Annotated in this window: 13 protein-coding genes, 1 tRNA gene and 2 pseudogenes; 8 read left to right on the top strand and 8 right to left on the bottom strand. The window is 58.0% G+C overall.

The features are described from left to right. Nucleotides 1-374: 374 nt before the first annotated feature. From ML_RS04245 to cysE, 3 genes are read left to right on the top strand one after another with little or no spacing between them, the layout of a single operon-like run. Entirely contained in the window at nucleotides 375-1,679 is a 1,305-nt protein-coding gene (locus ML_RS04245; protein ID WP_010907958.1) for a TQXA domain-containing protein, read from the top strand. Next, entirely contained in the window at nucleotides 1,676-2,608 is a 933-nt protein-coding gene (cysK, locus tag ML_RS04240) for a cysteine synthase A (RefSeq protein WP_010907957.1), read from the top strand. Before ML_RS04245 ends, cysK begins: the two co-directional genes overlap by 4 nt. 2 nt (nucleotides 2,609-2,610) lie before the next feature. Further along, complete coding sequence (gene cysE / locus ML_RS04235) at nucleotides 2,611-3,294, top strand: serine O-acetyltransferase (RefSeq protein WP_010907956.1); 684 nt, start codon at nucleotides 2,611-2,613, stop codon at nucleotides 3,292-3,294. 1,243 nt (nucleotides 3,295-4,537) lie between these two features. On the opposite strand, the gene ML_RS04225 is transcribed toward cysE, so the two are convergent. From ML_RS04225 to ML_RS14250, 4 genes are all read right to left on the bottom strand, one after another. Further along, a complete protein-coding gene (locus ML_RS04225) occupies nucleotides 4,538-4,702 on the bottom strand; it encodes a hypothetical protein (protein WP_156511977.1) in 165 nt (54 codons plus the stop codon). Beyond that, nucleotides 4,699-5,082, bottom strand: coding sequence for a class II aldolase/adducin family protein (locus ML_RS04220; RefSeq protein ID WP_010907955.1), 384 nt, complete (start codon nucleotides 5,080-5,082; stop codon nucleotides 4,699-4,701). Before ML_RS04220 ends, ML_RS04225 begins: the two co-directional genes overlap by 4 nt. A 130-nt stretch (nucleotides 5,083-5,212) precedes the next feature. Next, entirely contained in the window at nucleotides 5,213-5,488 is a 276-nt protein-coding gene (locus ML_RS14255) for a translation initiation factor eIF-2B alpha/beta/delta subunit family protein (RefSeq protein WP_049769709.1), read from the bottom strand. Next, nucleotides 5,472-5,669, bottom strand: coding sequence for a hypothetical protein (locus tag ML_RS14250; RefSeq protein ID WP_049769708.1), 198 nt, complete (start codon nucleotides 5,667-5,669; stop codon nucleotides 5,472-5,474). Before ML_RS14250 ends, ML_RS14255 begins: the two co-directional genes overlap by 17 nt. 735 nt (nucleotides 5,670-6,404) lie before the next feature. Between ML_RS14250 and ML_RS15440 the strand changes: the two genes are divergently transcribed. Further along, nucleotides 6,405-6,704: a hypothetical protein gene (locus ML_RS15440; protein WP_231846736.1), complete on the top strand. Its 300-nt coding sequence runs from the start codon at nucleotides 6,405-6,407 to the stop codon at nucleotides 6,702-6,704. Nucleotides 6,705-6,760: 56 nt separating this feature from the next. Beyond that, nucleotides 6,761-6,928 carry a hypothetical protein gene (locus ML_RS15435; RefSeq protein WP_231846735.1) on the top strand — a complete coding sequence of 56 codons (168 nt, stop codon included), beginning with the start codon at nucleotides 6,761-6,763 and terminating at the stop codon, nucleotides 6,926-6,928. Nucleotides 6,929-7,110: 182 nt separating this feature from the next. On the opposite strand, the gene ML_RS15430 is transcribed toward ML_RS15435, so the two are convergent. Further along, on the bottom strand, nucleotides 7,111-7,392 hold the full coding sequence (locus ML_RS15430) for a hypothetical protein (RefSeq protein WP_231846734.1): 282 nt from the start codon (nucleotides 7,390-7,392) through the stop codon (nucleotides 7,111-7,113). A 190-nt stretch (nucleotides 7,393-7,582) separates the two neighbouring features. Between ML_RS15430 and ML_RS18735 the strand changes: the two are divergent. Next, a pseudogene (locus ML_RS18735) lies at nucleotides 7,583-7,915 on the top strand (malic enzyme-like NAD(P)-binding protein). A gap of 132 nt (nucleotides 7,916-8,047) precedes the next feature. Here ML_RS18735 and ML_RS04205 read toward each other — a convergent pair. Continuing rightward, nucleotides 8,048-8,120: transfer RNA gene (locus tag ML_RS04205), tRNA-Asn, on the bottom strand. Between the two features lie 185 nt (nucleotides 8,121-8,305). Between ML_RS04205 and ML_RS04200 the strand changes: the two genes are divergently transcribed. Next, a complete protein-coding gene (locus ML_RS04200) occupies nucleotides 8,306-8,563 on the top strand; it encodes a hypothetical protein (protein WP_041323729.1) in 258 nt (85 codons plus the stop codon). A 14-nt stretch (nucleotides 8,564-8,577) separates the two neighbouring features. On the opposite strand, the gene dnaG is transcribed toward ML_RS04200, so the two are convergent. After that, nucleotides 8,578-10,506, bottom strand: coding sequence for a DNA primase (gene dnaG / locus ML_RS04195; protein ID WP_010907953.1), 1,929 nt, complete (start codon nucleotides 10,504-10,506; stop codon nucleotides 8,578-8,580). 694 nt (nucleotides 10,507-11,200) lie between these two features. Further along, nucleotides 11,201-12,490 (bottom strand): deoxyguanosinetriphosphate triphosphohydrolase, encoded by a 1,290-nt coding sequence (locus ML_RS04185; RefSeq protein WP_010907952.1) that lies wholly within the window; start codon nucleotides 12,488-12,490, stop codon nucleotides 11,201-11,203. 178 nt (nucleotides 12,491-12,668) lie between these two features. Here ML_RS04185 and ML_RS17860 point away from each other — a divergent pair. Further along, a pseudogene (locus tag ML_RS17860) lies at nucleotides 12,669-14,671 on the top strand (TPM domain-containing protein). Nucleotides 14,672-15,090: the final 419 nt, after the last annotated feature.

Raw genomic sequence — 15,090 nt, 5'->3', positions numbered from 1 at the left:
TTCCATGTTGATCGAATACAGCAGCTGGCTTTGAACACCCTCCCGGTGAGCACCCACTAAAAATCGGGCTCGCACTGAAGTGCAAGTAAGTCTAAGTATGAGCAAAATGATTTAAACTGCAGGGGTCTCCAACTGGCGCGCTTAAAGTCACACGACACCTTATAGTGGACCTATGCATCAGTCCACACAGCCACGCTTTGTCTTTACGCGCCGCTTTACCGTGGACTGTTATTGTCGCTGTTGCTGATTCCTGACACCTTTTAACGCTCTCAGCAAATCATTCACGTTCTCGCCTACGCGAGCGCTATACCTGCGCGTCCGGCAGCATCGAGACGCGCGCTACCCAACTCGTCCTTTAGGAAGTTCAACCACCGATGACCGTGTTGTCCATATCCAGTCGCGCCCTAGCCCAGGTGGTGACCTGCCGACGCATCACAGTGAGACCGACCACCGAACTAACTCACATGACTCGCTACCGAAGCGGTACCTACTCCCACACAGTCGACACAATTATATTTGCCGACGGCACATGCGCACGCACCGATCTGATCAGGCTCAACCCCAACCTGCACGCTTACTCTCTCGATTTCACCGGGATCGCACCGCAACACCCGTCGCGTTATCGCCTGGGAACGTTCTCTGCACTACCGCACCTGAGCGCGCACTCCTGCGAAGCCGAGGTGGACTGGATTTTGCGTCACTCCTTCCCGATGCGCTCCACCACCGACCTGAGCCAACGGATACGCGAAGCCGGCTACCCACTAGGGCCAGCCAATATCAGCGAACACGAAGCAATTGCAGCAACCCAGGCCGCGATCTGGTATCTGACCAACGGCTTGGCTCTTGATACTCGACCGCGAAACGTACCCGTCGCGGTACATCGCTGCCCTGGACCGGTGATCACGTTCGAATTCGACGGCGAACCACAGCTCGGCGGCTATTCAGCATGGGTCGACGCGGAAGCCCCGGTCGACCTGAAGCTGCAAAAATCATCCAATGGCGTTGTTTGGCAAGATGTTTCCGGATCACAACGGACTATACCCGCCGGCATCGGCCGTCACCAACAGACACTTGGCGTCGGTAGCACACTGTTGGCCAGCAGTCACGGCCGAGGTGGACGCGGCTACCGCTACTACCGATTGATCGCCACCACCGATGCCGCTTCCCCAACAATCGATCACGTAGACTTCTGGTTAACCGGCACTCGCCATTACCACAACGCCGACCGAGTTGTATACCTCTACAACTACTTGCTTGCGGAGACAAGCCACGTTCTGCACCAAACCGACGAACCGGATCTAGTCGACACGAACGCCATAGCAGAACCCGAACTCGTGGGCCCGTTCCAGGTGCGAATACCGCTGATGTTCAATGCCAGCGACGGTCACACACTCGTCAACTCCTACGGCTACGTCATCGACGACATCATCCAACCGGGAACAGACTTCTACCTGCGCCAAACTGCAGGTAAGTCGACGACAACGCTGACCGCAACCACGCCACATAACGTCGCCGGTCGAGTAGTAACCGGAGTGGCAATCGAGGGGACACCACAGCGGCTAACCCCCATTGCCCTAGCCATCCCCACTGAAATGGCCATAGAGTTCGACATTAGCTGGGAGGCCAATGAGGCTGAGATGTTTGAAGAAGCCGAGCCCCTTGGAGATGAAGATAGATGAGCATTGCTGAAGACGTCACACAACTAGTTGGTAACACGCCACTGGTCCGGCTACGCCGAGTTACCGAAGGTGCGCTGGCTGACGTTGTCGCCAAGCTGGAATCCTTCAATCCCGCCAACAGCGTGAAGGACAGGATAGGCGTGGCCATGATCGACACGGCCGAGGAAGCGGGTTTGATCAAGCCGGACACCGTCATCCTTGAGCCGACGAGCGGGAACACCGGCATCGCACTAGCTATGGTATGCGCAGCACGTGGCTACCACTGCGTGCTGACCATGCCCGAGACAATGAGCATCGAACGACGAATGTTGTTGCGAGCGTACGGCGCCGAACTCATCTTGACTCCGGGCGCCGATGGCATGTCAGGAGCCATCGCCAAGGCTGAGGAATTAGCCAAGTCCGATAAAAGGTATTTTATACCACAGCAATTCGAGAACCCAGCGAACCCAGCCATCCACGCCGCCACAACCGCCGAGGAAGTGTGGCGCGACACCGATGGCAAGGTAGACATCTTCGTTTCTGGAATCGGGACCGGAGGCACTATCACTGGTGTTGCCCGAATCATTAAAGAACGCCGGCCCGCCACGCAGTTCGTCGCCGTAGAGCCCGCCGCGTCGCCGGTGTTATCCGGTGGCCAGAAGGGTCCTCACCCCATTCAGGGCATCGGTGCTGGATTCGTCCCGTCGGTGCTGGTCCTGGACCTGGTGGACGAGATCGTTACCGTCGGCAACGAAGAAGCGCTCGACCTAGCCCGCAGACTGGCTAAGGAAGAGGGACTGCTGGTCGGCATCTCCGCAGGGGCGGCCGTTTGCGCCGCCCTGCACGTGGCCCGCCGGCCAGAGAATACAGGAAAACTGATCGTCGTCGTGCTGCCCGATTTCGGCGAGCGATATTTAAGCACGATGCTATTCGCGGACTTAGCCAACTAGCCATGTTTGCGGCAATCCGGCGTGATATCCAGGCAGCAAGACAGCGAGATCCGGCACAGCCCACGGTGCTGGAGGTCATCTGCTGCTACCCAGGCGTGCACGCCGTCTGGGGTCATCGAATCAGTCACTGGTTGTGGAATCGTCGCGCCAGACTGGCCGCGCGGGCGTTCGCCGAACTCACCCGCATCCTGACTGGGGTCGACATCCACCCCGGTGCCGTGCTCGGAGCCGGCCTGTTCATCGATCACGCGACCGGCGTGGTGATCGGGGAAACCGCGGAAGTGGGCGATGACGTCACCATCTTCCATGGAGTCACTCTCGGCGGCACCGGCCGGGAAACGGGTAAACGTCACCCAACCATCGGGGATCGAGTAACCATCGGCGCCGGCGCCAAGGTCCTCGGTGCCATCAAGATCGGCGAGGACAGCCGGATTGGCGCCAACGCAGTCGTGGTCAAGGAGGTCCCAGCCAGCGCTGTGGCCGTCGGGGTTCCCGGACAAATCATCAGCAGCGACAGCCCGGCCAACGGGGACGATTCTGTGCTGCCCGACTTCGTGGGCGTCAGCCTGCAATCCCTGCTCACCAGGGTGGCCAAGCTGGAAGCCGAAGACGGCGGTTCGCAAACCTACCGCGTCATCCGGCTACCCGAAGCCGGGGTTTGGCACGGCGAGGACTTCTCAATCTGAGTGTTTTCGACATCAGGTCGACAGGTGGGTAATCAACTTCAGCAAAGGAATGACGCCAACAGTATAGGGGCGTGAGGAGTTCGGCTGGCCTGTGCACGCCATCTCGAGCACCAGCCAGCCCGCTGCGACGGCCACATCAAGTTCGTCGGGATAGTCGAACAGAAAGAGGATCCTCTCGCGTCTGGCACTTCTATCGCATCGGAGATCTTGTGGTAGGAAGCCACCTCGCGCTTAGCGTCCGCGCTGGTGAGATCGAACCAGCCACTGATCAACGACACCAGCTCACCTCCGCGCGTGGACAGACCAAGCCTGTTGATTACGAACAGAACCCAGTGAAAACACGCGCAAAGCAATACTCATGTCGTGCCACATCGTCAATGCCTGAGGTACGTCGAAGAAGAATTCCCAGCGCAGGGCACCACTGCGGAAACCAGTTACACAGATCAGACCTTGAGCTATCTTTAGCGGTTCGTCCTTCACATCGGAATCCAGCCGACTGCAAGAGATATTCGACTTCCTCCGCAGCATCAGCGCTGGGTCGTCCGACCAATTGCCGACTGTCGATGATAACCAAATCCACAGGACTGCTTCAGTTATCGACAAGCCACTGCGCAAAATGGGGCAATTGCACTCGTGCAGACACTCGCGCACCGAACTGGTCGGACTGGTGGTTTCCCCGATGGCGATTGCGGCGAGCACAGCGCGGATCAGCTGATCCGCGCTGTGCTCGCCGCAATCGCCGGGTTCCCTCTAAGAACAGAATCGCCACGAAATCGGGATGAACGCCCATGTCACACCAATGCCGGATACACGATGGCAACAACAACAGGTCACCGCCGTCGCACACTACCGCCACGATTTCAGGTTCCAGATGCAGGATAGAAGCAGCCTCAGCCGGCGACAAAGAAGCGCACTTCGTCCTCGGCGTGCAGGTGCTCGACAAGAAACTTCGAGCGGGCCACCTTGGGCATGTCCAGCCAATGCAAGTCTCACTATAGACGGGCTGCAGCCACGCCACGTCGATGTGCTGGTAGCGGCTATCGGCATTCAGTTCGGCAATGTGGTGGCGATAGTGCGCCCGGATTTCAGTGATCGGGGTGACCGCATCGAGGTCAGGCATCGTGGGCCAGCGATCAAAAATAATCGCCACGCTTGGTTCGTTCGACGCTAATGAGTTCCGCATCGTCGGTGCGCAACCGTACGTCGACAACGTCACTGTCGGATATGACCTGGACCAACGTCATCACACCTGTGCTCCGGTTTCGCGGCATCCGATCAGTGTCGCCAGGTCGAACATCGCCTCCAAACACTTGGCGCGATCGCGAGCTTGCGCGAGGCACGCATTCCAGGAGGTGATGTCGTAGCCAGCTACGAACAAGACCGGCGATGCATCCGGATTCCCGCTCACAGATGACGCTCAATATCGATGCCGACGCGCGAAATATCGGCGTGATCGCCAAAGACCGGAATGGCAATGGTTCGTCTGATCCCCAGCCGTTTGATCAGCTCATAGCCACTGAACCGCAGCACACTTGGGACGTCAAGCGACTGTGCCATCACATATGACAGATGGATGTGCACCACGGCATCGGTATAACTAGCACGGAAAACACCGGTGTGAATGATGGCCCCTGCCGACAGGCATCGTATTCCCGAAATAATTTGGGGATCAGCAATATTCACTTTTACCATATCGTCAGCGGTAAGCTCAACCTTGGCCAATCCACTGCCGGTGATTACTACGGTCCGCCCGCTGCGAACCGCAATGTTACTGGTCGTGTCTGGCATCTAACCACACATAGAGACCCGAGGTGATGCTGGCGATCTGTGGCCCGATCAAGATCGGTGGGCGACGACGCATCCGAAAGTCGATCTGCAGCGTAGTTATCCACCACATCATTCTCGGTGACGATCACAGTCACCAATTCAGATGGGGCGAGATCGAAGTGGCAAGGGTGACGACAGCGGTGTCGTCCGGGGTGATCGCGACCCCACCCAAATGAGTGATTTCATCTGCGGCCCGCTGTTTCACAGCGATCTCGCGCCCGGTGGCGGTAGCCGGACCACCCGTAGATTCAGGAGCGACCAAGATGAACGGAATGCCGTGCCGATAAGCGACGAGTGCCATGCCATAGGTGCCGATCTTGTTGGCGACCGAACCGTCAACAGTGATGCAGTCAGCACCGACGATCACACAGTCCACCTCCCCGGGTGGCCATAGCACACACCGCAGCCGAATCGATCGTCAGCCGTTGCGGGATGCCGGCATCGGCCAGCTCCCACGCGGCCAGCCAGGCCCCCTGCAGCAGCAGGCTGGTCTCGTCGACCAAGACAGTCGCGATCTGCCGGCACGTACAGTACCCGCAACGCACCATAGTGCGTTATCGAACGCGGTCGTGGCCAATAACCTAATATTGCAGTGGGCCAGAACGCGCACTGGCGGACCCGGCTTTAACCGCTGGATAAAGTCCGCCGCATGAGTCGCGGTCGCCCGGTCTGACCTGGTCATCTTCATTCAAATCCGCAGAACCTCATGCAGCACGGCCTGCTGCCCATCGTGCAACTTGGCCAGCGCCTGTTGCACGCCCCACGCCAGATTCACCGCGGCGAGCCGAGCCGAAATGCTTTCTCGCCAGCTTCAGCTCAACCTTTTCATCATCGACGGGGTGTGCCAAAACCGCCAACACCACCTCAAACGATCCAGCCACCCCAAGTGCTGGTGCCCCTCCCCGAACCACCCGGTTTTGATCGCCACAATGAGCTCGTCGACCGTTGCGATCCGCAAATGCTGCAGCTAGTAAGGCAGCACGTGCTAATTGACGAGAACCAGCGCGCCATCGGTCCACACAATCTAATTACGAGTATTGGGCTCGGACCGCTACTCAGGTGTCACCACAACAAACATCAGAACCACAAATCAGTCCCAACGCCAACCTTTGACTCGACCAGACTGGATTGCCCGGCAAGGCATGCGCCCACTAGCCGACGACGGAACCGGGCACCGTGGGGCGGTGACACCCGAACAGTAGGTTTCAAATGCTCGTCAAAACACGTTCATCTCGATCCGCGTTACCGTGATCACACACACCAAGACACCAATGGAGGTTTTGGTGAGCGACGCCCTCACGCTACTACCCCAGGTCACGATGTCCTCACCAACTCTCAACCGCGGGGTGGGTTTCACTCACAAAGAGCGGCGACGGCTTGAACTGACCAGTTTACTACCGCCGGTCATGCTAAATCTGAAACAACAAGCCGACCGCGTCTGGATTCAAGTGCAAAGCTTCGCAACTAACCTTGACCGGATCCTGCTTACGCAGTCGCATCACCGACACAAACTGTTCTACTGCAAGGTGCTGGCCGACCATTTACCGGAGCTGATACCGGTGGTCTACACCTACCGTAGGTGAAGCCATCCAACACTTCTCCGATCAATACCGTGAGCAACGGGGACTCCTTCTGAGCATTGAAGAACCAGACGACATCACCGCGGCCTTACCAAACCTTCGGATTAAGGCCCAACAACGTCGACCCGACCGCCTGCACCGACGCCAAGGCCATCCTAGGTATCGACTATTGGGATGTGGGTGGCATCCAAATCACGGTGGGCAAACCGACGCTCTACACCGCCTGAGGCAGAGTCGATTAGCACCGCTGTCTGGCGGTCTCCCTTGATGTCTGGAATTGATTAATAAGCAACTGCCGCAAGACCCCCGTTCTATCTCGGCAACCGCCACGCGTGGAACCGAATAAGACGAATTCATCAAGCGCTACATCGAGATCGCAAACTGGCTTTGTCCGCACGTAAACCTGCATTTAGAGGACTTCAGGCCAGGAAACACGCGGAATATCCTGCAGACCTATGGCAGCGACTATTGCATGTTTCAAGTATGACATGCCAGGCACGACGCCGTGGTGTTGTCCACCATGCACGACCGATCCCGTGTCACCGGTATCCCGGATACACGACCAGATGACCGTCGTCTTCGGAACCAGGACGACCGGGATCGATGTTGCTGAATCAGATACGCGACGCAATGGATCGACGACGGCGCCACCGTCAAGCAAGCCACGTCGTAGATCTAGGGCGATTGACAAGCAGAATCTGCTACTCAACGACATGGACTAACTATGCGATTTTCAGGTACCCGATGCGAAGGACCACCGACAGCTCGGTGTGGCTACAGGAGAGGAGAGCGGATCGGATTGGTCGCCGCGATCAAGATAGCATCACCCACCCTCCTGCTCAGCGGTGTTCGGTGCGTTCAGCCGGAAAGTTGTCGAGACGATGACGGTGTCCTGCGAGCGCCCGATGATCTTTCCGTTGCCCAACCCGACCTCACATGTGTGAAGCCATGCCTACAGACATTCTGTCCTGTTCGAACGACAGAACGCTGGTTACTACCGGCAGCCCGGTCCTCCCCGTTGAATAGGACGAGCACACCACCTCATTATTGGCCAGGCCAACAACACGCCGGTGTTTACCGGACTCGGAATGGACGTCATCGTGGCCGGTGCCAAGCGGCTAACCCAGGGAATGCAGACGCCACACCCAGAATCTGGTAAATGCGCTGTTGCCGGATGTTCGGAACTTGTGCGCCGTCGCTGCAGCTGTCTATGAAGCCGCCGTCGAAGACAGTGTAGTGACCAGGATCCAGACCGATGTCGCGCAAGCCATCCGCGACGCCACGTGGCGACCGGTTTACGGGTAAACCCCGCGCCGGCAGCATGCAACGTGTGCTGCTAACCACAGCTCCCCCGGGAGGACTCGAACCTCCAACCGTTCGGTTAACAGCCGAATGCTCTGCCAATTGAGCTACAGGGGACCACTCGACCCACGTGAACGATGGCGTAGATCGCGGGATGACTCTAGCGTACTGACCTACCCGAACCCAAGAACGAGGCCAGGCAACTAGCCGGCGGCCGCCCCAGCTCGCCCGGCTTCGGCGCGCACACATCCCGGTACGTGAGGCAGGATGGAGCCAGCCGCACCGTCGTGGGAGGAACCGCTTTGATCCGGTATGTCATCGTGCTTGGACTGGGTTACGTGCTGGGTGCGAAAGCTGGCCGCCGCCGCTACGAGCAGATCGTAGGTATATATCGCACGCTTACCGGTAGTCCCATGGCCAAGTCAATGATCGCAGAGGGGCGCCGCAAGGTCGCGAATCGGATCTCACCTGACGAGGGGTTTGTGACCCTGGCTGAAATCGATAACCAGACCACTGTTATCGAACGCTCTGCCGAGTGGCGGGAGAACGGCGGAAACTGAAAGCCAACACTACCTCAGGCGGTCATATCGTCGCCGCTGGCTTGCTCCAACAGGCTGCGTCGATAAGCTTCCATGGCGACCAGATCGCCGAACAGTTCATGATATTCGTCACCCTGGTCAATCGGCGACATACGCTGCAACTTGGATTTCACCTCGGCAATCTGTCGGCCCATCCACACTTCCTGCAAGCGAGCCAGCACCCCATCGATATAGCGCGGCAGCTTCTCGTCGTCGACCTGGATCGACTCCACACCTAGCTCATTGATCAGACCGGCGATCAGCGCCGATGTGGTTTGCTGGCGCACCACGTCGATCCATTGTGCTCCGGTGATGCCGGCCGACGCCCCGCCCGCCGCGTCAATGGCCGCGCGAACGGCTCCGTAGCCGGGATGAGTGAAACTCTCGACAGTAAGTGTGTCGAATACTGGGCCCGCCAGAACTGGGTACTGCAAAACCGATTTCAAAGCCTCACGCTGCGGCCACAGTGTTGGGTCACGCGGGTCAGGACGGGCGGCGAGTTGATCGGCCGGAGCACCCGGCGGCTGCATGAATGGTGACTGTTCAACGCTCACGCTGCGCCTTCTGGTGCGTTCCGGCACGCTACGTCGGTTAGCCTCTTCGCGCACTCGAGCAAGCACTTGCCCTTCGTCCGACCATCCCGTCCAGCCCGCCAGGCGTCGCGCGTATTCGTCGCGCAACGCATAGTCCCTAATCCGAGCAACCAGCGGAACGGATCGGCGCAGCGCATCCACTTTCGCCTGTGGGTCATCGTCAAGAACCATTCCGTCAGGAATCAAACTTCGAATAGCGAATTCGAACATTGGTTTGCGGCAAGCAACCAAGTCGCGTAATGCCTGGTCTCCAGAGCTGAGCCGGAGGTCGCACGGATCCATGCCATCCGCAGCGACGGCGACGAACGATTTTCCGGCAACCTGCTGGTCGCCGTCGAATGCCTTCAGAGCCGCTGCCTGCCCAGCCGCATCGCCATCGAAGACAAAGATCAATTCACCCCGATACCAGTTATCATCCATTATTAGCCTGCGCAGCATCGCCAGATGCTCATCGCCGAACGCCGTGCCGCACGACGCGACAGCAGTGGTAACCCCTGCCAGATGCATAGCCATCACGTCGGTGTAGCCCTCGACCACAACGGCCTGATGCCCCTTGACGATATCCCGTTTAGCCAAGTCGATGCCAAACATCACCGACGACTTCTTATACAACAGCGTCTCGGGTGTGTTGACGTACTTGGCTTCCATCGGGTCATCGTCAAACAACCGCCGGGCGCCGAACCCGATCACTTCGCCAGCCAATGTGAGGATCGGCCACAGTAGCCGACGGTGAAAGCGGTCCATCGGACCACGGCGTCCCTGCCGAGACAGCCCCGCAGCCTCCAGTTCTGTGAATTCAAAACCCTTGCTTATCAGATATTTTGTCAATGAATCCCAGCCCGACGGCGCGAATCCGCAGCCGAAATGACGTGCGGCATTAGCATCGAAATTGCGCTCCATGAGGTACTGGCGAGCCGGTGCCGCCTCGTCTGACTCCAAGGCTGCCGCATAGAACGCTGCTGCGGCCGCATTGGCCGCAATGAGCCTGCTGCGACTACCGCGATCGCGCTGCACGCTGGTGGCCGTGCCGAAATAGTTAATCGTGTGGCCAATCCGGTCAGCCAGCATTTCAACCGCCTCAACAAAGCTGACGTGTTCGATCTTCTGGATAAACGCATACACGTCACCGCCCTCACTACAGCCAAAGCAGTGGAAATGGCCATGGTTTGGGCGTACATGAAACGACGGTGATTTCTCGTTGTGGAACGGACACAGGCCTTTAAGCGAATCGGCTCCGGCGCGCCGCAATTGGACGTAATCGCCGACGACTTCCTCAATGCAGACCCGTTCACGGATAGCGGCAATATCGCGATCTGGGATACGGCCGACCATAGGCTCAGTCTAGAACCCCGTGTTCAGCTTGCTGCATAGCCAACACCGCTCCGGGCTAGTTCAGTAAGCCGGGACAATGACACCGCATGCGATCCGCTCCATCCATGGCATTATCCCTGTATTCGGTGCCGTGGATCATGACTGCGGTCTTGTCACCTAACAGCAGCTCTTCCCTGGTGAACACGTCACTTGTCGGCACCAGCAGAGCGGAGCCGTCTGGACATATCTCAAGCAACGTCAGGCAGCCGCTCGGGAGTTTCTCAGTGTACACAGGATACTGGTAATGCTCACAGACGGATAAGAATGTTGCCGGGCAGGTCGCCGGCTGGGGCAACTTAATTGGTTTAGCACTTGCCGATCGGGTGGATGTGCATCCCGTGAAATCCCGGAGCCAGGATGCCAGTAACAATCGTCTTGACGATGATAGCGGCGTAATCCGTGAAATCGAAGGTCGTCATGGCCACAAATCAACCGTACGGCGTTTTCAGTTGCACTGCAAGCGATTCACTACCGGAAGGCTGGCTGGCCGTTGACGACAACAGTGAGCCACTCTTGACCGCAGGTATGGTTCCCAGCTGGGTGTTTTTGACACTGATCCAGACTAAAGACAGTCATGACTACAACTGGAAGCAGGAACAACAGAGGGCAACGGCGCTGAGTTTGATCATGTCGGACGGCCTAACCCGACTATTTGCTATGGACTCGCCTGACCGGCATCGATACGCTCCAGCCGACCTTCGGTGTACGAGGCGATCTGATCGACGATGACCCGCCAGCGGGCGTTGTCGTCAACAGCGGTAGTGAACGCCGTGACAAAAACTGGGTCGAGGGTGCTTGGCGCCCCGGAGTACAGCCAATTCGCTACCCGGTGTATACGCTCACGTTGCCGAGCCTGGCCTTCCAGATGCCGCGGATCGGACATGATGAACTGCAGTGCCAAGATTTTCAGTACCGCGACCTCGGCACGCACCAGATCGGGCACCTGCAGGTCAGCCTGATAGCGCACCAACGGACCCGGACCGGCCACCGCACGTGTGGTCGCTATCGCGACCGAGGCAAATCTGCCGACCAGTTCACTGGTTAATCGCTTGAGCGCGACCGACGATGCCAACGTAGCGTCGTACTTGCCAACCGCAGCGACCACAGGAAGCTCCGACAGACGGTGCGCGGCGGCCATCAATTCATCGGCAGTCACCCAGGAGAATTCCCCCTCCCCCAGCTTGGCCAAAGCGGCAGTCTCGTACTCGTCAGCAAGCACGCGTAAGTCTATTCGTTGCGAAACGACGCCATCCTCAACGTCGTGAACAGAGTAGGCGACATCGTCAGCCCAGTCCATCACCTGGGCTTCCAGGCATGCGCGATTCGCCGGCGCATATACACGGACCCAATCCGCAGGATCGCGGTCTTCCTCGTAAAAACCGTACTTGCTTCTCCCATGTCCAAGCCCGCCTACACGAGTCCACGGATATTTGGTAACCGCGTCCAGGGATGCGCGAGTCAAGTTCAACCCCACGCTACACCCTTGTTCATCAATAACTTTGGGCTCAAGGCTGGTCAAGATTCGGAAATTCTGCGCATTGCCCTCGAAGCCGCCGTAGCCTACTGCCACCTCATCAAGAGCCCGTTCACCGTTGTGCCCATATGGCGGGTGGCCGATGTCGTGGGCCAGTCCAGCCAACTCAACGAGGTCGAGGTCGCAACCCAGCCCGACCGCCATGCTCCGCCCGATCTGGGCCACTTCCAACGAATGAGTCAGCCGGGTGCGCGGAGTGTCTCCCTCGTGGGGCCCCACTACTTGGGTCTTGTCCGACAATCGTCGCAGCGCTGCGCTGTGAAGCACCCGGGCCCGGTCCCGTGCGAACTCAGTGCGGTGCTGACCTTCGCTACCCGGCAAAACCGCAGTCTTCGGCGCTTCATGCGCCCGCCGCTGACGATCGAAGTCGTCGTAAGGGTCGTGCTGATTCGTGTTAGCCTTCGTAGTCACCGCCGCACAGTCTGCCAGGGAAGTCTACGAGAGGACCAAGGAAGAACCATCGCACCCGACTGTCCCCCGCCCCAGCAAGACGGGAATCCCCGCCACCTCCTCGCTCCCCTTATGCCTGTGCATCTTAGCCAGGCTAAATTAGCCCATATGCGCATTAATCGCCCGCTCACCGTAGGTTCTGGCGATCATCACCGCCGGACTGCTGTTGGCACCGTCTGCTGGCGCACAACCACCGTTTCAGCTTCCGGAGTACGTCACCGACAACGCTGGCACGCTGTCAGAATCCGGTCACACCGCCATCACGTTATCCATCGACAAATTGTACGAAGATCGCCAGGTCCGGCTGGAGGTGGTCTACGTTGACGACTTTGCCGGAACAGAGCGCAGTAACCTGGGCGCAGCGCACCATGCGCGCTAGCGAATTAGGTGACTATGGCGCTTTACTGACCGTAGCCACCACCAGTCGGACGTACGCTTTCTTAGGGCCGTCCATGTTCCCGGGGCCATCAGCGAAAGTCAAGTAGATAACCTGCGGCACAAACAAATCGAGCCAGCATTGAACAATGGTGGCTGGAGCAGCGCAGCAGTAGCTACGGCCAACGGTGTCAACAGGCTGTCTAGTGCGTCCAGGCTAGTCATGCTGCTGGTTGCACTGGGCATCATCGCCATCGTCGTGGTGGTCTTGCTGGTTGTCATGCACTAACGCCGTCGCCGACAGCACGCTGCCTAGTTGGCCGTGGCACAACAAGTCGACTCCACCGACACGAATGCGCTGCCCGCCGTAACGCTGGAAGCCCTCGACGATCTGTCTCGGTCGTACAAGTTGGTGGAGGTCGACAACGCGTTACACACCAGCGACAATGGAGCTAGCAATGGCGGTTGACGAGTTCGGCAACGATCGAACCAAACCCTTCACCAAAGCGGTAATCAACACTAAATCGGCTCTGTCCTGAGCACTCACGGTACACCGTAAACTTGACGATGGCACGCCATGGACCCCGGTACAGAGCCGCCAACTGCTCACCCAAGCGATCGTGTCCGTTGTGCGCATCGACCGCGAACTGCATTCACACACCGAGGCATTCAAGACGCTACGGAAGTTGGTGATTCAACACCCCGTAGCGACTCGATGTGCTGACCGAGCAATACGTCGAACTCACCGCACGCGTCATCCCGGTCGAGCAGTGACTGAAAAAGCTGCACAACGATTTCGACCCTGCCGCATTAGCCTTGGTATCCAGTAATGTCGTTGCCGCCAAAAAGCGGTTGACGTATGCTAACATATAATATCAGTTCGTCCTGTTATCTGGCCGTGCGGCTCGCGAGTGAGCAGCAGATTGGTTTTGGTGAATGCGGTTCGTGCCGCCAAGGTACCACTCGGGCACTGCTCGATGCGGTGGACAACGCAACTAGCAACATCCGGCACGCCGTAGCCGCGTTGCCGTCGTTAGCGGACAGCCTCTAAGCGGATTAATCCTACATGCCAACGAACAATTGCAAAAAACACAACATGCCAAATTTCTGACCACTAGGGAACTGGTCGCCGCGCGCGATGCGGCGGCCCGAGCCCTAGACGGCACCCGCAGGAGCGGCTCCGCCGACCCGCTAGCCGCGTTTGCCCATTTGGCCAAAGTCGACATGAACCTTAACCGTTTACTGGGCACTCTGGCTGAAAAGCAGATAGCCGCCCGATAGGCTCCAGCCACTGTTTCGAACAAGCGTTGTTCATCGCTGAGTCGCGGGTGCGCGAAGTCTCCATCTACATGGCCACCCGACGTGGCAACATCGAAGTTGGAGCTCGGACCCGACTCGCCGAAGCGAAACGGTTAGGTCGAGACCACACAAGATATATATATATATATATATATATATATATATATATAACGACTGACCCTACCGAAGCGATTGCCTATGCTAACGCGGCGTCGATGCTGACTGCTAGCGGGCAATCGCTGGCTAACGCCGACGTGCAGTCGGCCCAGCGCGCCTACACACGACGCACGGATAGCGACACTGGTGGCTATGATCAGCAGGACAATCGTCAGCGACCTGCTAAGCGGAGGTTTGCGAAGAAGGATGGGGATGGGCTGCTGGATCCCAGCTGTATATTTTATTGGCTCGTCGAACTCATCCGAGGACTCGCCCGACAGCGGCCTTAACAGCAGCGGCGGACGATTTTGAGTTGCTCACCAGCTTACAACTGAAGCCAGCCGCCGCAAGTCGACCCGAACATTACATTGTGCACGCACTGCGGTAGTTACGGAATCGTATCCAACACCATCATCACCGGTATACTGACGTGAAAAGAATAGTCTCAGACTGTGCCAGCAGCAAATTTGTCGTTGGCACTGCTATTCCATGATTTAGCGGATGGCGATCCACCCGTGGTCAGGGTCATTGACGCATTCACCATTAAGTAGGGAGCTTCGGTATAGTGTCGAAACGGAACCGGATGATAGTGTCATTGTGGTCAAGCGATTTGGTCATCGGGTTCCATCACTTTTGTTGGAATTCCGGCTACGGGGTGTTGAACCCGTTGATGCCAGAAAGCGTCACGAAAATAGTGATCAAACAACCTGGTCTCCTACACAAACAACACG

Source organism: Mycobacterium leprae TN, assembly GCF_000195855.1.
GTDB lineage: Bacteria > Actinomycetota > Actinomycetes > Mycobacteriales > Mycobacteriaceae > Mycobacterium > Mycobacterium leprae.
This window is presented reverse-complemented; position numbering and strand designations above follow the sequence as displayed.